Source organism: Pontibacter beigongshangensis (assembly GCF_014332515.1).
GTDB classification, from domain to species: Bacteria; Bacteroidota; Bacteroidia; order Cytophagales; family Hymenobacteraceae; genus Pontibacter; species Pontibacter beigongshangensis.
In genome coordinates, this window is the sequence record NZ_VFSD01000028.1 from 65038 (window position 1) to 84308 (window position 19271).

A 19271-nucleotide genomic window follows, 5' to 3' on the forward strand; every position below is an offset into this window, starting at 1 on the left:
TTGATGGCATGCCACAGCCATGCATAACAAATATTGGCTATCATGATTGCTCGATAAATACCCCATAATATGTTATACACTCCCATAATCTTACCTGGTTATAGGCAGGAGCCCGGGGCACAGAAAATTAATCTGTAGGGCCATGAGCAAAACATACTTATAAGCTGTATTATTGTAGTATGGGTAATTTTTCAAAAACCGCTGTACTTCTGTTCTTTGCCTTTTTCCTGTCCTTTGCAGGAGCAGGTGAGGGGGCTGTGGAGCGTACTGCCCACAAAACTGCAGCAGCCTCAGAAGATAAGGGGGCTGCGGCCGCTGTAGCGCAAAGCGATCAGATCCGGTTTCAGTTTCTGCACCGGTTTTCAGAGCTGAGGACAGGCCAGGTTACTACCCTGCCTGCTTCTGGCGCAAAACAGCATTTGTTCGGGAGCCTGCCTGTTGCGGCCGCTGTGGAGCAACGCATTCAGAGTCTTTCTGCGCAGTACCTGATGCACGCAAAAGGTATCTGCAGGAGCCTGTCTGTCCGGGACATTATTTTCCCCTTCCATTATTTCTGGTAATCCATTCTTTATTTAGCAGGCAGGCTTAACCACGGGGTAGGGCTTGCCTGAAGCTTACATTGTTTAAGCCGCGCTGCGGATAACGTGTTCTCGTTTGTCTGCCGTGGCTGTGTGTACCTTGTATTTCAACAAAAACAAAGATGGATTCAGTAACAGTAATTATCGGAATATTTTCTGTGGCGCTTCTTGTAGCGCCTATCATTTTTTTCCAAAGAAAGCGGAAGGCTAAAAAGCGGCGACTCCTACAGGACTTTACAGCGAAAGCCAATGAGCAGGAGCTAGCTATAGGACCTCATGAGTTCTGGGCCCCCTACTATGCCATAGGCCTCGACCCCGTAAAAAAGAAACTGCTCTATACCAGGCATGTGGAGGGCGTGGAGCAGCAGGTGCTTGTCGATTTGCTGGAGGTGAGCAGCGCCCGGGTAATTAACCTGAGCAAAGATTCAAATGACGGCAGAATTATTGACCGCATAGACCTTGCCTTTGCTTACCGGAACACCAAGCGCCCCGAAAAAATGGTGGAGTTCTACAACAAGGAGGAAAGCCTGAACCTGAACGACGAGCTACGCCTGGCTGAAAAGTGGATGAAGCTGGTAAACGAAAACATAGCCACCTCCGCAGCACCAGCCAGCACATTCGAAATGGCAAAATAAGAGGGATGTTAGTAGCGCTGGCCCTTGTGCTGGCCCTGCAGAATTTGCTGCCAGGTTAACAGGTGCCGGTGCAGCAGAAAAGGTCTGGGGCAATTGCTCCCGGACCTTTTCTGCTATCAACAGAGGCCATGCCAGTTCTAGCTGTTAGCATTCTACAGGATTTGAATGCCGGCCAGTTGAGCCATGGTCCGGCCACGTTGGCGATTACAATTTTTCTTCCCTAACACTTGCCATAGCAAACAGGTAATGTTTAGTGCCTTTCGTTTCCTGCTGTAATACTCGCTTCAGGCAGCTCCCGCACAAATGAATTATTCGAATAAAAAACGACCTCCGAATGGTTTTTGGCCTTTGCTGCATGAGTTGCGGCCCTTGCCACTATAAAATGAGGGGAGCGGCTTATAATGCGCTCTGCGTGAGGAGGCCATAAAACAAAAAAGCCCTCAGATCAGATCTAAGGGCTTAGTTTGTTGTCCGACCAGGTTTCGAACCTGGACTCTTCTGAACCAAAATCAGACGTGTTGCCAGTTACACCATCGGACAAGTTACCGCCCAACTAAGGGTGGAAGCCCCGTCGTTGTTTGGTGATGCAAAGATAGACACACGATTTTAAACTGCAAACATTTGCTCTAAAATATTTTTAAAAATTTACTCCTAAATCTGCTCCAATACGGTGTGATGGTGCTTTTTGGCTTTCAAGATTGCCATTTAAAGCTTTCGGTCGGAGTGGTACTGCTAGGCTGATGGCAGGCCTAAATTAGTGAAAACCATGCTGTTGTTTTGAACCTGTTTATCAAAAGCAGCCTGTTGTTCCGGCCCGTTCCAGACTGCTGCAGGCTCTTCCAAATAAAAATTCGCTTTCCTGAAATTTTCCGGCCGGCTCTGTCTCAGGGCCGGCCAAGCAGCTCCTGGCTGGCGGCTGCATATAAATAAAAGGCTAAATAATTATTTAATCAGGCAAAGCTGACACCTCCCCGGATATTTCCCGTACAGATAGCTGCCATATTAAACGATCACTATGTATTCACCTAAAACCAAAAATTCCGATATCGTAACCACTACCTGTGGGCGAGAGCTCGATCTAAGCAAAACCGAGCTTGTTATCGAAAAGTCGAACAGCCTTTTTAGTTATAATGTCCACAAGTTAAGTACCGGCGAATACGTGATAGCCGAAAAATTTTACGCCAACCCGTTTAACAACAGGTATATTCTGCTCAACGACGAACAGATAGAGCTCCTCAAGAACCTTTAAGTTAGTTAAGAGTGGGCGGCAAGCGTGCAGCGGCAGGAGCTAGAGTGCCTTTGGATAGCTGCTTTCATTGGAATAATTCCTTTAGGGCTGATTAAAGGCTTAATTGTGGAATGGTTAAATTGTTATCCGGCATGTTGCAGCTCAACCAACATCCTCCTCTGGTTACTTTTTGAGCGCCTGGCTACTTCTCTGATCCCATAAATTGTGGTACTGGCTGGATGTCTTATGCCTTGCGCCCTGCTTCTTGTGTCCTTTCCGGTAGCCGTATCTGTAGTTTTGGCAAAATAAGCGCGCATTTTTCCTTCAGGTGCCAATGTGTTTAATGATTAAGCGTCAAAGAGTTAATTTTTTTGGTTTGTTTCGTGGATTTGACCGATTTATGGGTTAGTTTTGCAGCCTGAATAAACTCTATTAACAATAGCTAATCATTTATAAAAAGTCAAATGGCGAATATTGGCAGAATTACCCAGGTTATCGGTCCGGTGGTGGACGTTAGCTTTGTGGGTGAAAACATTAAACTTCCAAATATTTTGGATGCCCTCGAAGTGACGAAAGAAAACGGCCAGAGAATCGTGCTGGAGTGTCAGCAGCACCTTGGCGAAGACCGTGTGCGTACCATTGCAATGGACTCTACCGAAGGTCTTTCCCGTGGCACTGAAGTAATTGACCTGGGTGGCCCTATCAAAATGCCGACAGGCGAAGGCATCAAAGGCCGTCTGTTTAATGTGATCGGCGAAGCCATTGACGGTATTCAGCAGCCGGTAAGCACTGGAGGTCTTCCTATCCACAGACCTTCTCCCCGTTTCGAAGACCTTGCCACTTCTTCTGAAGTATTATATACAGGTATCAAAGTAATCGACCTTATCGAGCCTTACTCCAAAGGTGGTAAGATCGGTTTGTTCGGTGGTGCCGGTGTGGGTAAAACCGTACTTATCCAGGAACTGATCAACAACATTGCCAAGGCCCACGGTGGTCTTTCTGTATTTGCCGGTGTAGGCGAGCGTACCCGCGAAGGAAATGACCTGCTGCGTGAGATGATCGAGTCTGGCATCGTGAAATATGGCGACGCCTTTATGGAATCGCTGGAGCACGGCGGATGGGACCTTTCTAAAGTGGACCTGGAAGAACTGAAAGAGTCTAAGGCTACTTTCGTGTTCGGACAGATGAACGAGCCCCCAGGTGCCCGTGCCCGTGTGGCCCTTTCTGGTCTTACTATGGCGGAATACTACCGCGATGGCGAGCCAGGATCAAGCGATGCCGGCCGTGACATCCTGTTCTTCGTAGACAACATCTTCCGTTTCACCCAGGCAGGTTCTGAGGTGTCGGCCCTTCTTGGTCGTATGCCATCTGCGGTGGGTTACCAGCCAACGCTGGCCACGGAAATGGGTGCTATGCAGGAGCGTATTACCTCTACCAAGCGTGGTTCCATTACTTCGGTACAGGCCGTTTACGTACCTGCCGACGACTTAACTGACCCGGCCCCGGCTACTACCTTTGCTCACTTGGATGCTACCACGGTACTTTCCCGTAAAATCTCCGAGCTTGGTATCTACCCTGCGGTAGACCCTCTTGACTCTACTTCCCGAATACTGACGGCTGATGTGGTAGGAGATGACCATTACAACACGGCCCAGCGCGTAAAAGAGATTCTGCAGCGTTACAAAGAACTTCAGGACATTATCGCCATTCTTGGTATGGACGAGCTTTCTGAAGAAGACCGCCTGATAGTGCACAGAGCGCGTCGTGTGCAGCGTTTCCTGTCTCAGCCGTTCCACGTAGCCGAGCAGTTCACAGGCCTGAAAGGTGTGTTGGTTGATATCAAAGACACCATCAGAGGCTTTAACGAGATCATGGATGGCCTGCACGACAACCTGCCGGAAGCTGCCTTCAACCTGGTTGGTACCATCGAAGACGCAGTTGCCAAAGGTCAGAAAATGATGGCCGAAGCACGTTAGTATCAGTTAAGAGTTAAAAGTTATGAGTTATGAGTTGTTAAGGCAAACCCAGACTTTTTAACTTTTAACTTTTAACTCTAAACTCTTAACTAAAGAAGATGTATTTAGAGATCATTACACCAGATAAAAAGGTATTTGCCGGTGAGGTAGATGCAGCGCAGTTCCCCGGAGCCAAAGGTTCTTTTGAGGTGCTGGATTTACACGCCCCTCTCATCAGCACCCTGGAGAAAGGCAGCGTCCGCATCACCACCAAACAAGGGCATGAGTTCTTTACCGTGGACGGTGGTGTGGTAGAAGTGCTCAACAACAAAATTATCGTACTTGCCGAGTCTGTGAGCGCGTAACTATCTGACAGTGCAACATAAAACGCCTTCTGTTCTTCCGGAGCAGAAGGCGTTTTTACTTTTATGAAAGATTTCTTAAATCGGCTGATGCAGGGCGGGTGTTTGTGCCTTTTGTAGCAGCCCCAGATATTTGCCGGATAGGAACAGAATTGGCGCCGATGTTATAATATCGCCCTTAATACAGCTGTGCTAGGGCTGCTGATGCCTGTTAGCCGTGTTTTTCAGCACAGCATCCAGTTCGAGACTGCTGGTGATCAGCATCTGGCAGATGTTTTTCATATTCTGATCCAGATCCATTTTTTCCAGTATTTTAACAAGGCCCATAATATTCGCCAGGGGCTTTCTGATAACATGCGACTGGTACCAGCCAATTTCTTTGAGTACATTTTCTTTCAGGTTCAGCAACTCCCGGGTGCCTTCCAACTGCTCCTTCTGATCCATGTATTCTGTAATATCGTAACCGATGCAAAATATGCCTTCCGGTTGTTGCTGCGCATTTAATATGGCTTTGTACTCCCATTGGGTAATAAGAAAACCGCCACGGCCGTCGTGCTTCCGAATGGTAGCCGGGAATAAACGTTCGGGATTTGCAAAGCACCTGGCTGCTACCTCTGCACAAACCTTTGTATCTTCGGGGTGCATAGTAATGTCGTAAGGTTGCCCCAGGAGGGAGCCATATATCTGGGCAAATGTTCTGGCATAGTTGGTGTTGATGTAGGAGTACCTGCCAGCCATGTTGGTGGTGATGATATAAAAAAAAGACGAGGGCTCCAGTAAAGCCTGGGTTTCTGCAAAATTGGTCATACGGTAATCAGGCAACATATAGGCTAATAAAGCGATTTTTTGCGGAATATAGAGCCGTAATGCCTGCAATTGTAAAAAATACCGTTTATTACGTATTTAAACAGAGTATTAAGTCAGCAGCAGGAGCAGCAGCAGCAACATGCGCTGGAGGGGCTTTTTGATTAGAATAATTTGGGTTAATATGCTAATTATTTGAATGAAATAGGTCCTCCAGAGGTTTTATTGCTGCTGCTGCCGGCATGCTATTTTCAAGCTTCTTCTTCGGCCGGGACCTTTATAATTTTGGCTATCGTTTTTTAATCCTACTAAAAACCTCCTTAACTTCAGGCCAAATACAAACCTGCTATGACACAGATTCATCCAAAAATAACCCCGATTTACCAGACTTCGGTTTTTACTTTCGAAGACCTGAACGAGCTGGAAGCCTATTTTGAGCAGCCGGGCAAGCAGTATATGTACTCCCGTTTCGGCAACCCCAATACCGACGAGCTGGCTGCAGAAGTTAACAAGCTGGAGGGTGGGGCCGGTGCCGTGGTCACCTCATCGGGTATGTCGGCTATTCTGGCGGCGGTGCTCACTTATTGCCAGGCAGGAGACCATGTGCTTTGTGCCGAGGAAATTTACGGAGGCTCTGCCGCGCTGCTCTCGCAGGAGCTGACACGGATCGGTATAACCGTTTCGTTTGTGCCCGGAGAGCAGCTGTATGCGTTAGGCGACCAAGTGCAAGCCAACACCAAAATGGTACTGGCCGAAACCATCAGCAACCCGCTCCTGCAGGTGCTGGACATACAGCGGCTGGCTGAACAAACAAAACAAGCCGGTATAAAACTGGTGATAGACAACACCTTCGCCTCGCCGGTAATTACAAAGCCCTTAGCGCTTGGCGCCGACATGGTAATGCATAGCGTCACCAAATACCTCTCGGGCCACAGCGACGTAACGGCAGGAGTAGTGGTTTGCCGGGAGCAGGACCTGCAGCGGGCCAGGCAGGTAGTGATGACTTTTGGCGTGAACCTGAGCCCTTTCGAAAGCTGGCTCGCAGCCCGTGGCCTCAAAACCTTGAAACTGCGCATACGGCAGCACTCCCACAATGCCCTGGCCATAGCACAGTTCCTGCAGCAGCACCCAAAGGTGGAGCAGGTGTGGTACCCTGGCCTGGAGCAGCACGAGCAGCACCAGTTGGCCAAAGAGCAGGGCAAAGGCCTCTATGGAGGCATGCTCTCTTTCCGGATCGCCGATAAGCTGGAGATGGTAAATACGTTTATGCAGGCACTGCAGCAGATGCCTTTTGCGCCGTCGCTGGCAGGCGTTAGCACTACTATCTCGCACCCGCTCCGCACCTCCCACCGCTCTTTTACACCTGAAAGGCTGAATAACCTGGGCATTACATTGGGTGTTATCCGGCTATCGGTAGGCATAGAGGATGTTGAGGATCTGATCGCTGATCTGGAGCAGGCGCTGGAGAAGATTTGAGTGGGTAGAGAAGAGGGATTTGGGTTAGTTACGTTTATCTGCTAGTTGTACTTCATTAAAATTATGGAAGAATTCTCAATCATAGGTGACAATGGAAATTACATTAAAATCACTTTTCAAGAAGTTTATGGGTTTCCTGAATCAACCTCTCATTGGGGTGGCTATGAACTGAGAGCTGCATTGGGAATAAAGTCAGGAAACTTTCTAGTAAAATCAATCTTCTGGACATCTACAGGTGAGCTTTTCGAATTCTATAAAAAGTTGGAAGCTTGTAATGAAGAATTAAAAGGCTCTGTAGATTTTGCTAATTATGAAGCTAATTTAGAATTCAATGTGAAGTATGATAATATGGGGCATGTGAATATTGAAGGAAGGTTTTACGAGCTTACTGAACTTGATAATGAATTGAAATTTGAATTTACTTCTGACCAATCATATATGAGCATAACAGTTGGAGAACTAAAGCAAATTGCTCTTAAATATGGTGATATGAAAGGAGTGAAAAAATAACGTAAGTACAACAAGGTTCATAATACAGGTTCGGCTGCGCCTTCCCACATTATGCACGAGACGTTAAGCTTTATTGAGATGAAAATGAAAGTGGAAATTATAACTCCTGTTTATTACAAGAAGCCTGATTTTATCACTGGAGAAAGTGAAAAGAGGAAGCAATATTTATTCAAGTGTGCGGCTTGTGGAGCAGAATTAGGAATTGACTTTCAGAAGCAGATACAAAATTGCTGGACGGGTAAAACTGATGAAGTAACAGATAGAGAACATGAAGAATTGAAAGCTCACTATGGAATCGGCTCATCTAACAAATCGCATGAAGGAGGGTTGCCAGTTTTTGACAAGGTTGCCTGTACACCATGTTCCGGGCAGTATTATACGTATTCAGGAGTGAACGAATTCAGCAATTCGACTTTTACTGTTCAAATACAAGGTATTGCTAAAGATGGAAAGTGATAATATAGTAAAAGTAGAAATTGACACTGAGGGAAAGCTTCACATAAAGCCAGAATCAGTGAAGTTTCCTATGATTTACACAACAGCGACAGAAGTTCATTGGGATACAGTTAAGCAAACTTTATTTTCACCAATACCGGGGAACTGGACATACTTGGAGTGGTTCAGCCATATTATAGAAGTAGTAAGGGAAGAATGTTTCTACAGACTCAATTTAACAGATAAAACAGAGTGGTGCAATGTTCCGGCGGCATTGATAGAGCAGTTCAAAAAAGTAGAAGAAAAACAACGATAGCAGAACAAAGTAAAGCAGTTATGCTGCTGGTCTTACACCTTGCTATACCAGCGCGCTAAACCTTGATTTCATGAATCAAATGAAAAACTATTCTGCCTGACTTGATTATAACAATGCCCTTTCAACGCCTTTAGCAAAACCAACCTATGAAAAATTACGACTTCAAAAGAAGAAGCCTTTTTTCAGGCCCACATTTTTTAGGGTTATTATTCATAGGAGCTGGTTTGTTATCCATAGCAAGTCCTTTATTTATGAACAGTTCAGGCACTTTAGAGAAGGCTGTGATAGTTGGGGTTGTAGCCATAACAATTGGGTTATTGGTAGTATCATCTTACGGCGGAACGCTGATAGATTTTAAGGGAAAAAAGGTAAAAGAGTACACTTCCTTTATGGGGTACAAGTTTGGGCAATGGTCAGCTTTACCAGTAATTACCCGGGTAGTAGTCATTTCCGGTACATCCAAAGTATCTAATACTCCCAATGGTATTAGCCCAACATGGTCAGGAGAAGAGACAAATTACAAGGTGTTATTGTACACCGATACTTCTTCAGCCGTGCATTCATTTTTGTTTTCGAATAAAGACCGAGCCATTTCGGACGGCAGGCACTTGGCAGCTAATTTGAATGCAGCCTTTGAACTGAGATGATCAGAAGCGGGCTGAAAGGCTTTAAGTTGCAAATGAAAATCTTTAGCAAAAGCTAGACTGTCAAAGCCAAAACGTTTATTTCTCTGATAGCGGCAGCCTTGCCCATCGCCAAAGCTTTTTTATAACCTTCATATAAGGGCCAGTTACCGATTCCAATTAGGTAGAAATAAATTTTAAATACCAGCGAATTGTCGCAGAACGCCCTTAAAATTGTCGTTTCTACACCGCTTGCCTTTCATATTTTAACTTGAAATTTGTTTTGTATAAAGATCAAATCAACTATGAGAAAATTAAAGCTTCAGGTGCAAATGACCCTTGACGGGTACATTGGCGGAACAAACGGGGAAATGGATTGGATAACGTGGAACTGGGATGACCAACTGAAGGAGTATGTAACCGAAATAACCGAACCTGTGGACTGTATTGTGCTCGGCCGGAAACTAGCCCAGGGCTTTATCCCGCATTGGGCTATGGTGGCAGCAAATCCAGACGATCCGGAGTTTACAGCAGGTCAGAAATTTACTGATACAAACAAGGTCGTTTTCACCAAAACTCTCCAGGAGCCGGAGTGGGCGAACACGGTATTAGCAAAAGGCGACCTGGTTGCTGAAATAGACCAATTGAAAAAACAAAACGGTAAGGACATAATAGCTTATGGCGGTGCAACATTTGTGTCGGCCCTCATAGCGCAAGGGCTTATCGATGAGTACCACCTGTTTATTAATCCAGTGGTTATTGGTAATGGGATGCCGATTTTTAAAAGTCGTGCCAGCAGACTCGATCTCACTCTGGTGAGAGCAACACCATTTAATTGCGGAATTGTGGTGCTTCAGTACGAGCCGAAACGCAATTAGAAAACCAGGCTGGCGCTGAACTCAGGAGCCATTCTATCTGAGGTTGACTCCTGCTGCCCAGCCTTGCCTGGTATAATTTATTGAGGAGTGACGTTTTACTGTAATAATTCCCCCTTCAGCACCCTTACCACCTTTTCCAGGTCCTCTTCGGGCAGGCTGCTGCTGGAGGGGAGGCAGAGACCTTGTTCAAAGAGTTGCTGACTCAGGCTATTGCCATAGTACGCAGCACCTTTAAAGAGCGGCTGCAGGTGCATGGGTTTCCAGAGCCTGCGCACTTCTATGTTATGGGTTTCCATTGCTAATCTTATCTCTTCCGGGTTTTTACCAAGGCTGGGGTCTAGTAGAATAGTGGTAAGCCAGCGGTTGGAGTAAGAGCCTTTCGGCTCTGGCAAAAAGGAAACAAATTCACTTTCCAGCCGCTCCCGGTAAAAGTTAAAGACCTCGCGGCGCTGCTTCACCCGCTTTTCCAGCACCTCTATTTGTCCGCGCCCGATGCCTGCCGCAATATTGCTCATGCGGTAGTTATAGCCCATTTGCGTGTGCTCGTAAAAAGAGGCGTCTTCTTTGGCCTGTGTAGCCAGGAACCTTGCCTGCTCCGCCAGTTTCTCGTCGGCCGTTACCAGGGCACCGCCTCCTGAGGTGGTAATAATTTTGTTTCCGTTAAAGGAGAAGATCCCAACTTCCCCAAGAGTGCCTGTCTGGTGGCCACCGTAACGGGAGCCTAACGATTCTGCCGCGTCTTCTATTACCGGTATGTTGTAGCGGTGGGCCACTTCCAGCAGTTCTTTCAGCATGGCCGGCATGCCGTAGAGGTGCACCAGCAGGATGCAGGCGGGCTTTTTCCCTAGCTTCAGCCTTGCCTGTATAGTTTGTTCCAGCGTGTCAGGGCACATGTTCCAGGTGGTGGCTTCGCTTTCTACAAACACAGGCGTGGCTCCCATGTACAGGATCGGGTTGGCGGTGGCCACAAAGGTAAAGGTGGAGCAGATGACCTCGTCGCCGCGTTTCACGCCGAGCACCCGCAGCGCCAGATGAATGGCCGCTGTGCCGGAGTTCAGGGCCACGGCGAACCGGGCATTGGTATGCTGGCACACATCGTGCTCAAAGCCCGGAATATTGGGCCCGGCAGTCGTGACCCAATTGTCTTCCAGGGCTTTCTGAACATAATTCTGCTCATGTCCTCCCAGGTGCGGTACCGAGAGAAAGATGCGTCCGGGCCTATAGTTCATGCTTTTTTATGATTTTTGCAGGTACACCTACTGCCGTACAACCGGCAGGCAGGTCTGTGGTAACAACGGCACCAGCCCCAACGGTGGTGTGTGCCCCCACCCGGATACCCTGTAAAACGGCGGCATTGGTACCCATGTAAACGGCTTCACCCAGCGTGGTAGCACCGGAAACGTTCACACCAGGCATCAGGGCAACAAAATCGGCCAGGCAGGCATCGTGCCCGATGGTACAGCACAGGTTTATGAATACGTGCCTGCCCAGTGTGATGTTGGCTGTTAACACCACTCCCTGGCCAATAACAGTGCCTTCGCCTAAATGAATAAATTGATACGGCTTAATTGAAACAGAAGGATGCACCAGTACCGGGAACGTGAGGTTTTGCAGCGGCTGCAGGCGCGCCACCAGTTGTTGCTTTACCTGGGGCGATCCAATGCCCAGGGCTACAGACAGCTCCTGCTGCACTTTTTCCAGATCCTTAACTGTACCCAGGTAAGGGAGGTTGTTGATATAGGTGCCGGCGAGGGCGGTGTTGTCGTCATAAAAGCCCAGGATGTTCCATTGGGCCGACACTTCATTTAGCTGATGGAGTAGCATGAGCAGTTCACGCCCCAGGCCTCCTGCGCCTATAATCACAATATCTTTCATGAAACCTGTATTTCGCCTGTAAACCGTGGAGCCGTAGCGTAGCCGGGCGCATTTACATCTGCTCTTCGCAGAGTTTGTTTCATTGTTTTCAGCAGGATGAGCAAATCTGTTCTGAACGACTGGTGTTCCACGTACCACAGGTCGAGCCTGAATTTCTGTTCCCAGGAGATGGCGTTGCGGCCGTGCACCTGTGCCCAGCCCGTAATGCCAGGCTTTACGTGGTGCCGCCTTGCCTGCTCCCTGGTGTAGAGCGGCAGGTACTCCATGAGCAGGGGCCGGGGCCCCACCAGACTTAAGTCGCCACGGAGCACGTTAAAAAGCTGAGGCAGCTCGTCGAGCGATGTTTTCCGGACCCAATTCCCGATGCTGGTTAAGCGCTTATCGTCTGGCAGCAGCTGTCCCTGCACATCGTACAGATCGGCCATTGTTTTAAACTTGTAGAGGAAGAATGGCTTCTCTCGGAAGCCCGGCCGCTGCTGCCTGAAAAACACCTGACCTCTTTGCCCAACAGCCAGGCACACCATTACCAGCAGCAAAAGGGGCAAGCTGATAAGCAGTGCCAGACTTGCCAGCACTAAATCCGTAAGGCGTTTAATATATTTCTGGTACACGGTAATTATTCAATCAGGCGCTGTTTAGGAATCACTTAAAAAGCACTTATACGAAAATACAAATTATTTTATTCGCAACAGTAATAGGTGCAGCTTAATTCAATAGCAGGTAGGGGAGAGGCTACAGGAGAGCCGTTAATTTTTTACCTTTGAAGAAAGAGCTAACTTTTGTGCAGTAGCAACAGCAGAAACCTCTGGAGGGCCTTTTTCATTAGAATAATTTGGTTGCTGGTTGCTTGTTGTTGATTGTTAAATGGTTTAATTGTTAAATGGTTAATTTGAAAACTGTCTCACCCTTTGTTGTCATTCTGGAAGAATCTTTTGGGCGAAAAGCATGGAAGAAAAGCTTTGAGCACATCCTTAAATCCTGAAAATCCTTGGGGTAGGGGCCCTATAGAAAGATTCAGACAAGAAGAGCAGCAGCAGCAGAAACCTCCGGAGGGGCAAAATCATTAGAATAATTTACAGCAGGGAGGAATTCGGTTGTCCCGCTGTTTGAAATCCTGCTGCAGAAGACTTCAAACAGCAGTTGAATGATTGACCAAAACTGTAAAAAATGATCAATTTCTAACTCTTAATTCATAACTATTAACTAATCACATCCTGATTCAGACAAAAAAGTCTAACATCTAAAATCTAACATCTGGTATCTTATAAAATGCTTGATTTCCCAAACGCAAAACTGAACCTGGGCCTGTTGGTGACCGCTAAACGGCCGGATGGTTTCCATAATTTAGAGTCTTGTTTTTACCCGGTGCAGTGGTGCGATGCCCTGGAGGTGCTGCCGGCACCGGAGGAGCAATTTACCATGAGCGGATTGCCCGTGCCCGGCAACCCCGACTCCAACCTCTGCCTGAAAGCGTACAAGCTGCTGCAGCAGGATTTTAAACTGCCGCCCGTGCATCTGCACCTGCACAAGGTTATTCCGATGGGGGCCGGTTTGGGAGGAGGATCGGCTGATGCGGCCTTTACCTTGAAGCTGCTGAATACACTCTTCGAACTAAACCTGAGCGAGGACACGCTGGAGGAGTATGCCCGGAAGCTCGGCAGCGACTGCGCCTTCTTTATCCGGAACAAGCCGGTGCTGGCTGTGGAGAAAGGCGATGTGTTTAAGCCCATTGACCTGAATTTAAAAGGCTATAGCTGCGTAGTGGTTTATCCCGGCATCCACATCACCACAGCCGAAGCCTACGGCAACATAACTCCGAAAGCACCTGAAGTTGGCTTGGAAGAACTGCTACAGCAGGACGTAAAAACCTGGCGCCACACCCTGAAAAACGATTTTGAAGAAGCTCTTTTTCCAAAATACCCGGCGCTGGCTACGCTCAAAGAAAACTTGTATGAGGCTGGTGCCGCTTATGCCGCCATGACGGGTTCCGGCTCGGCTGTATATGGCTTGTTTAAAGGCGAGGTGCCTGCAAACTTAATCTTCCCCGACAATCACCTTGTCTGGAAGGGGCTGCTTTAGTTTCTTTCGGCGCATGACGTAGGCATCGAGCACCGGGTAAATAAACACGCTCAGCAGGATAATGCCAGCCCCATAGAAAAAACCTTCTGACACTTCTTTGTGCTCGTTAAAAATAATCCAGGCGAGTATAATGCCGTACACCGGCTCCAGGTTTACCGTCAGGTTCATGGTGTATGCGGTTATGCGCTGCATAAGCCGCACCCCAGCCGTGTAGGCATACACCGTACAGGCCAGCGAGAGGATGAGCAGGTACACCCAATCCATGCCGGTGAGGCCAAAGTTTAAGCTGCCGCCTTCTGCAAAAAAGTAGGTATAGACCGGAAAAAACAGCACCGTACCCAGGCAGGCACCGGCCATCTCGTAGCAGGAGATGGTGGTGGAGGGCATCTTTTTAGCCAGCCCGGCATTGATGATCGTAAAAATAGAGGCCAGCAGGGCAGAGGTAACTGCCATGAGAATGCCAAGGATGTTGTTGAACTCGGTTTCGTGCTGAAAAATGATATAGAGCCCCAGGATAATAAACAGGCCGAGCAGAATCTCATGGGCTTTGATGCGGCTCCTGGTAAACAAGGGCTCCAGAAAGGCGGTCCAGAGGCTGCAGGTGGCCATACCCACCAGACAAATAGAAACCGAAGAAACGCGTGCTGAGGCAAAGAACAGCATCCAGTGGGCAGCAATCAGGAAACCCACGCAAAAAACTTTAAGGCCCTGGCTGCTGCCGAGCCAGAATTTTGTGCCGCGCCTGTAAATGATAAGGCCTAGTGCCAAAACGGTGATGAGGGTGCGCAGCGCCACCAGCTCTACAGCCGGAATGGTGATCAGCTTGCCCAGTATAGCCGTGAAGCCCCACAGGAAGATGATGAAATGGAGTTCAACGTAATCTCGCAGGCGTGGCATTAGCGTGGTATGTAGCGGTAAAGTATAAAGCCGATGCCGGTAAAGATGACCGTCGGTATCCAGGCTGCGATCATGGGGTCCATGTTACCGACCTGGGCAAGGCTGCGGCTGGCGATCACGAATATGATGAAGACAAAGGCCAGCACGAACCCGAGCGCTATCTGCACGCCCACTCCGCCACGCGCTTTGCGGGCACTCATAATTACCCCGATCACCGTTAAAATAATAATGGCAAACGGGTAAGTAAAGCGCTCATACTTTTCTACCAGGTACAGTTCAATATCGTCGGCCCCGCGCTCTATTTTTTGGTTGATAAAGGCGTTCAGTTCCGGCAGTGTCATGGTTTGCTCCAGCTTGTAGGTACTCTCAAAATCTTTGGGCCGCATGTTCAGGGAGGTATCCAGCTGGCCGCCTTTGTAGATGGTTTCTTTCTCGCCATCAAAAGTCCGGAGGGTGTAGCTGTCCATGTGCCATTTCTCTTTTTCTACGTTCCAGGAGATGTAGTTAGTGGTCAGCTTCTCCGTCAGTTTAGTGCCGGTAATTTTTTCCAGCGCAAAGTTGTAGCCGATGTTGGAGTTGTTGTTGTAGTTCTCCATGTAGGCGTAGGTGTCCGGCGCAATTTTCATATGAATATTTCGCCCGTCGTAGGTAAACGGGCTTTTCACGTACTTCACCTGGAAAGCCACCGTTTTTTTGTTCGCATTCGGAATTACCCAGCCGATCAGGGCAAAGGTCATGGCCGCTATAATGGAAGCTCCCATCAAATAAGGCACCAGCAAACGTCGGAAACTGACCCCACTGCTCAGGATGGCCACAATCTCGGTATGCGACGCCAGCTTAGCCGTCACAAACACGGTGGCAATAAACACCGTGATCGGGCTGAGCATGTTGGCATAGTAGGGGATGAGGTTAACATAGTACTCCAAAATTTCAGACACCGGCAGCTTGTGCTTTATAAAATCGTCGTTCTTCTCCGTAAAGTCAATTACACAGATAATCGCGACCAGTATGAGCACCACAAAGAAAAACGTGGTCAGAAATTTCTTCAGTATATACTTATCGAGGAGCTTCACCTTTTAAAAAGTTAAGAGTTAAAAGTTATGAGTTAAGAGTGTAAAAGAATTTTAACATATAGGTACACGCCGTGTTCTGTTTTGGAGAGATACTTATAGATTTTAACTTTTAACTCTTAACTTTTAACTGGCTCGCTAGAGCCTGGTCATTAGTTTCTTTACCATCAGGTCTTTCCAGTCGCGGAAAGTTCCTTTCAGGATTTGTTCGCGGGCCTGCTTTACCAGCCACAGGTAAAACGTGAGGTTGTGCACGCTCGATATCTGGGCGCCGAGCATCTCGGTGGAGTGCACCAGATGGCGTAAGTAGGCCTTGCTGTAAAACGTGCTCACATAGCCGCCCAGTTCCGCATCTATCGGGCTGAAGTCGTCGGCCCACTTCTTGTTGCGGATGTTCACGATGCCTTGTGTGGTAAACAGCATGCCGTTGCGGGCGTTGCGGGTGGGCAATACGCAGTCGAACATGTCAACGCCAAGGGCTATATTCTCTAGGATGTTCGCAGGAGTGCCTACACCCATCAGGTAGCGCGGCTTGTCGGCAGGCAGTATGTCGCATACCAGCTCTGTCATCTCATACATCATCTCGGCTGGCTCTCCTACCGATAAGCCGCCAATGGCATTGCCTTCGCGGCCAAAAGTAGCGATGGTTTCGGCCGATTTTACCCGCAGGTCTTTGTAAGTGCTGCCCTGCACGATTGGGAATAAGGTCTGGTTGTAGCCGTACTTCGGTTCGGTGCTGTCGAAACGATCGACGCAGCGCTGCAGCCAGCGGTGCGTGCGGTCCATCGAGTTTTTGGCGTAAGTGTAGTCGCAGGGGTAAGGAGTGCATTCATCAAAAGCCATAATAATGTCGGCGCCGATGGTGCGCTGCGTATCCATTACGTTCTCCGGGGTAAAGTTAAGGGTAGAGCCGTCTATGTGCGACTTAAACTTTACACCCTCCTCCTTGATTTTGCGCGTACCTGCCAGCGAAAAAACCTGATAGCCGCCGCTATCGGTGAGGATGGGGCCGTTCCAGCCGTTGAACTTGTGCAGGCCGCCTGCCCGCTCCAGCACATCGAGGCCGGGGCGCAGGTACAGGTGGTAGGTGTTGCCCAGTATAATTTCGGCTTTTATATCGTCTTTGAGTTCGCGCTGGTGCACGGCTTTTACGGTGCCTGCCGTGCCTACCGGCATAAAAATGGGAGTCTCGATGGTGCCATGGTCGGTTTGCACCACACCGGCACGCGCTTTAGACTGGGTATCGTTTGCTACTAAAGTAAATTGCATAAGAATGTTGATGTAGGCGCAACAATACAAAAACAGCGCCACATAGCAGCAAAAGCCAGGAGCCATTGCGTTGCCAGGTTAAAAAAACAGAACCGGCAAAGATACGAACAAGCGCAGCAGAGACAAGGTGCCGGATACAAGATATCTGACTTTTTTAATTCTGGTTAAACACTCTTTTCTTTTAGAATGGAATAGCAACAGCCAGGGCTCAGAAAATTGAAACTTATGTGTGTTGGCGCTTCGGAAATGGCAGGAGAATAGCTAATTTTGAGGAGGAGGCGGCGGAATGGTTATATGGTTAAATTGTTGTATGGTTAAAAAAATGTTAACCCTTCAAACGCACGGATCAGCCATGCAACCATTTAACGGTATTCACCATTTTGGCCATGCAACAATTAACCATTTAACAATTCATACATATTGATTTCAATCATACTCCTGTCTGTACTGGCTATGTGTGTGCTTATACAGTTTTATTTTGCCTACTTCTACTTTATGCCGCTCACCAGGTACAAAGATCCGGAGCCTGGTACACGAAGGCCGGTTTCGGTAATTGTGGCGGCACACAATGAGCTCGACAACCTGATAGAACTGGTGCCGATGCTGCTCGACCAGCAGTATCCGGAGTTTGAGGTGCTCGTGATAAACGACCGCTCCGACGACGACAGTGAGTTTTACCTCTACGAGATCGAAAAGCAATTTCCCTTCTTCCGGGTCGTTACCATCAAGAAAACCCCCGAGTATCTGAACTCCAAAAAATATGCCCTGGCACTGGGCATCAGGTCTGCCAAATATGAGCACATGCTTTTTACAGACGCCGACTGCCGCCCGTGCAGCCCGCAGTGGATCGAAAAAATGCAAAGTGGCTATGCCTCAGGGGCTGATGTGGTGCTGGGCTACTCGCCATATTTAAAAACAAAGGGATTTTTAAATCATCTTATCCGTTATGAAACCTTACTGACCGGAATTCAGTATCTGTCTCATGCAAACAGGGGATGCGCTTACATGGGTGTGGGGCGAAATTTGTCTTATACCAAGGCGTGTTTTTTCAGGAACAAAGGGTTTGCCTCACATATCAGAACGATTGGCGGCGATGATGACCTTTTTGTTCGGGATGCCGTGGCGAACAGCAAAGTAAGTATTGTCATCGATCGGGAGGCGCATACAGAGAGTATTCCCAAAAAGACGTTTCGGGAGTGGCTTACACAAAAAAGAAGGCACATGGCTGCAGGAAGGCAATATAGTGCCGGCGCTAAAAGAAGAATTGGATCTTTTTTGGCTGCTAACCTCCTTTTTTACGTACTGACTATTATTCTACTTGTATTCAGCAGTCAATTACCTATCTTGGCTTTGATTGTGGGCCTGCGGTATGCGCTCATTTTTCCGGTTTACACGCTTTCTGCACGCAGGCTTCAGGAAAAAATTTCATTGCCGTTATTACCCGTGCTGGATGTAGTCTATTTTTTCAACTACCTGCTCCTTGGGGTATCTGTATTAATGTATAAAAAAATCAGATGGAAGTAAACAAACAATTTTCAGCAAAAGCTAAACACGATTTCAAGCTGATTCAGGCAGCTGTAGAAGAAAACGATGAGAAAGCATATGCTGAGTTGATGAGTATCTATAAAAAGCCTGTTTACCACGTTGTGTTAAAGATGGTGCGCAACGCAGACGATGCCGAAGACCTTACGATAGAAGCCTTTGCCAAAGCATTCAGAAACCTGCACAAGTTTAACCCGGAGTATGCCTTCAGTACCTGGCTTTTCCGGATCGCCACCAATAACTGCATCGACTTTATTCGCAAGAACAGGATTAAAACGATGAGCATCGACTCGGCCATAAAAATCGACAACGGCGACGAGATCACGATCGACTTCAAAGACAAGAACCTTAACCCGCAGGAAGAGGCCATCAAGAACCAGAAGATCGAGATTATGCAATATGTGGTAGCCAAGCTGCCCGAAAAATACCAGCGCCTGGTTACGCTGCGCTACTTCAACGAACTGAGCTACGAAGAGATCGCCACCGAGCTGAACGCGCCGCTCGGCACCGTAAAAGCCCAGCTGCACCGCGCCCGGGAGCTGCTCTACGACATGGTAAAAAACAAGAAACATCTTATCTAGTTTAGATGTTAGGCAGTAGGCATCCGGGAAAGCATTTGAACTTCCCTGCTGTTTTAAAGATTTTGGATTAAGGTTGATTATTGGTTAGAAGCCCCTGCCGCACTCGTTGTAGCAGGGGCTTTGCCGTTTAGTTCATGTGCTGATGTGCTAATTATTCG

General features: G+C 47.9%; 21 protein-coding genes and 1 tRNA gene. 14 read left to right on the plus strand and 8 right to left on the minus strand.

The features are described from left to right. Nucleotides 1–179 precede the first annotated feature (179 nt). Nucleotides 180–560, plus strand: a complete 381-nt coding sequence (locus FJM74_RS19760; RefSeq protein ID WP_187264363.1) for a hypothetical protein — start codon at nt 180–182, stop codon at nt 558–560. 140 nt (nt 561–700) lie between these two features. Beyond that, on the plus strand, nt 701–1213 hold the full coding sequence (locus tag FJM74_RS19765; protein WP_187264364.1) for a hypothetical protein: 513 nt from the start codon (nt 701–703) through the stop codon (nt 1211–1213). A gap of 467 nt (nt 1214–1680) precedes the next feature. On the opposite strand, the gene FJM74_RS19770 is transcribed toward FJM74_RS19765, so the two are convergent. Then, nucleotides 1681–1753 (minus strand) — tRNA-Gln (locus FJM74_RS19770). 475 nt (nt 1754–2228) lie between these two features. Here FJM74_RS19770 and FJM74_RS19775 point away from each other — a divergent pair. The 3 genes from FJM74_RS19775 to atpC all read left to right on the plus strand — a co-directional run bounded on the left by FJM74_RS19775 (nt 2229) and on the right by atpC (nt 4761). Then, complete coding sequence (locus tag FJM74_RS19775) at nt 2229–2462, plus strand: hypothetical protein (RefSeq protein ID WP_187264365.1); 234 nt, start codon at nt 2229–2231, stop codon at nt 2460–2462. Nucleotides 2463–2905: 443 nt separating this feature from the next. After that, nucleotides 2906–4417 (plus strand): F0F1 ATP synthase subunit beta, encoded by a 1512-nt coding sequence (gene atpD, locus FJM74_RS19780; RefSeq protein WP_187264366.1) that lies wholly within the window; start codon nt 2906–2908, stop codon nt 4415–4417. Nucleotides 4418–4515: 98 nt separating this feature from the next. Further along, on the plus strand, nt 4516–4761 hold the full coding sequence (gene atpC, locus FJM74_RS19785) for an ATP synthase F1 subunit epsilon (protein ID WP_187264367.1): 246 nt from the start codon (nt 4516–4518) through the stop codon (nt 4759–4761). 189 nt (nt 4762–4950) lie between these two features. On the opposite strand, the gene FJM74_RS19790 is transcribed toward atpC, so the two are convergent. Beyond that, nucleotides 4951–5583, minus strand: a complete 633-nt coding sequence (locus tag FJM74_RS19790; protein ID WP_187264368.1) for a PAS domain-containing protein — start codon at nt 5581–5583, stop codon at nt 4951–4953. Nucleotides 5584–5910: 327 nt separating this feature from the next. Between FJM74_RS19790 and FJM74_RS19795 the strand changes: the two genes are divergently transcribed. The 6 genes from FJM74_RS19795 to FJM74_RS19820 all read left to right on the plus strand — a co-directional run bounded on the left by FJM74_RS19795 (nt 5911) and on the right by FJM74_RS19820 (nt 9800). Then, nucleotides 5911–7038 (plus strand): trans-sulfuration enzyme family protein, encoded by a 1128-nt coding sequence (locus FJM74_RS19795; protein ID WP_187264369.1) that lies wholly within the window; start codon nt 5911–5913, stop codon nt 7036–7038. 63 nt (nt 7039–7101) lie between these two features. Next, nucleotides 7102–7548, plus strand: coding sequence for a WapI family immunity protein (locus FJM74_RS19800; RefSeq protein WP_187264370.1), 447 nt, complete (start codon nt 7102–7104; stop codon nt 7546–7548). Between the two features lie 78 nt (nt 7549–7626). Beyond that, a complete protein-coding gene (locus FJM74_RS19805; protein ID WP_187264371.1) occupies nt 7627–8004 on the plus strand; it encodes a hypothetical protein in 378 nt (125 codons plus the stop codon). Next, nucleotides 7994–8299, plus strand: coding sequence for a hypothetical protein (locus FJM74_RS19810; RefSeq protein ID WP_187264372.1), 306 nt, complete (start codon nt 7994–7996; stop codon nt 8297–8299). The genes FJM74_RS19805 and FJM74_RS19810 overlap by 11 nt, the downstream gene beginning before the upstream one ends. A gap of 146 nt (nt 8300–8445) precedes the next feature. Beyond that, nucleotides 8446–8946 carry a hypothetical protein gene (locus tag FJM74_RS19815; RefSeq protein ID WP_187264373.1) on the plus strand — a complete coding sequence of 167 codons (501 nt, stop codon included), beginning with the start codon at nt 8446–8448 and terminating at the stop codon, nt 8944–8946. Nucleotides 8947–9227: 281 nt separating this feature from the next. Beyond that, nucleotides 9228–9800, plus strand: a complete 573-nt coding sequence (locus FJM74_RS19820; RefSeq protein WP_187264374.1) for a dihydrofolate reductase family protein — start codon at nt 9228–9230, stop codon at nt 9798–9800. A 95-nt stretch (nt 9801–9895) separates the two neighbouring features. On the opposite strand, the gene FJM74_RS19825 is transcribed toward FJM74_RS19820, so the two are convergent. The 3 genes from FJM74_RS19825 to FJM74_RS19835 are packed head-to-tail and all read right to left on the minus strand — an operon-like array spanning nt 9896 to nt 12286. Beyond that, nucleotides 9896–11029: an aminotransferase class V-fold PLP-dependent enzyme gene (locus FJM74_RS19825; RefSeq protein ID WP_187264375.1), complete on the minus strand. Its 1134-nt coding sequence runs from the start codon at nt 11027–11029 to the stop codon at nt 9896–9898. Continuing rightward, nucleotides 11019–11675 carry an acetyltransferase gene (locus FJM74_RS19830; protein WP_187264376.1) on the minus strand — a complete coding sequence of 219 codons (657 nt, stop codon included), beginning with the start codon at nt 11673–11675 and terminating at the stop codon, nt 11019–11021. Before FJM74_RS19830 ends, FJM74_RS19825 begins: the two co-directional genes overlap by 11 nt. Further along, the gene (locus tag FJM74_RS19835) at nt 11672–12286 is read right to left on the minus strand and encodes a sugar transferase (protein WP_187264377.1); all 615 of its coding nucleotides are present in this window, start codon (nt 12284–12286) and stop codon (nt 11672–11674) included. Before FJM74_RS19835 ends, FJM74_RS19830 begins: the two co-directional genes overlap by 4 nt. A gap of 658 nt (nt 12287–12944) precedes the next feature. Here FJM74_RS19835 and ispE point away from each other — a divergent pair. After that, nucleotides 12945–13754: a 4-(cytidine 5'-diphospho)-2-C-methyl-D-erythritol kinase gene (gene ispE / locus FJM74_RS19840; RefSeq protein WP_187264378.1), complete on the plus strand. Its 810-nt coding sequence runs from the start codon at nt 12945–12947 to the stop codon at nt 13752–13754. Here the strand turns inward: ispE and FJM74_RS19845 are convergent. The 3 genes from FJM74_RS19845 to tgt all read right to left on the minus strand — a co-directional run bounded on the left by FJM74_RS19845 (nt 13710) and on the right by tgt (nt 16990). Further along, a complete protein-coding gene (locus FJM74_RS19845) occupies nt 13710–14651 on the minus strand; it encodes a DMT family transporter (RefSeq protein ID WP_187264379.1) in 942 nt (313 codons plus the stop codon). The genes ispE and FJM74_RS19845 overlap by 45 nt on opposite strands. Continuing rightward, a complete protein-coding gene (locus tag FJM74_RS19850; RefSeq protein WP_187264380.1) occupies nt 14651–15724 on the minus strand; it encodes an LptF/LptG family permease in 1074 nt (357 codons plus the stop codon). The genes FJM74_RS19845 and FJM74_RS19850 overlap by 1 nt, the downstream gene beginning before the upstream one ends. Nucleotides 15725–15859: 135 nt before the next feature. Next, nucleotides 15860–16990, minus strand: coding sequence for a tRNA guanosine(34) transglycosylase Tgt (tgt, locus tag FJM74_RS19855; RefSeq protein WP_187264381.1), 1131 nt, complete (start codon nt 16988–16990; stop codon nt 15860–15862). Between the two features lie 420 nt (nt 16991–17410). Between tgt and FJM74_RS19860 the strand changes: the two genes are divergently transcribed. Both FJM74_RS19860 and FJM74_RS19865 read left to right on the plus strand, forming a co-directional pair. After that, nucleotides 17411–18514, plus strand: a complete 1104-nt coding sequence (locus FJM74_RS19860) for a glycosyltransferase (RefSeq protein ID WP_187264382.1) — start codon at nt 17411–17413, stop codon at nt 18512–18514. Beyond that, nucleotides 18505–19113, plus strand: a complete 609-nt coding sequence (locus FJM74_RS19865) for an RNA polymerase sigma factor (RefSeq protein ID WP_007659731.1) — start codon at nt 18505–18507, stop codon at nt 19111–19113. Before FJM74_RS19860 ends, FJM74_RS19865 begins: the two co-directional genes overlap by 10 nt. Nucleotides 19114–19271: the final 158 nt, after the last annotated feature.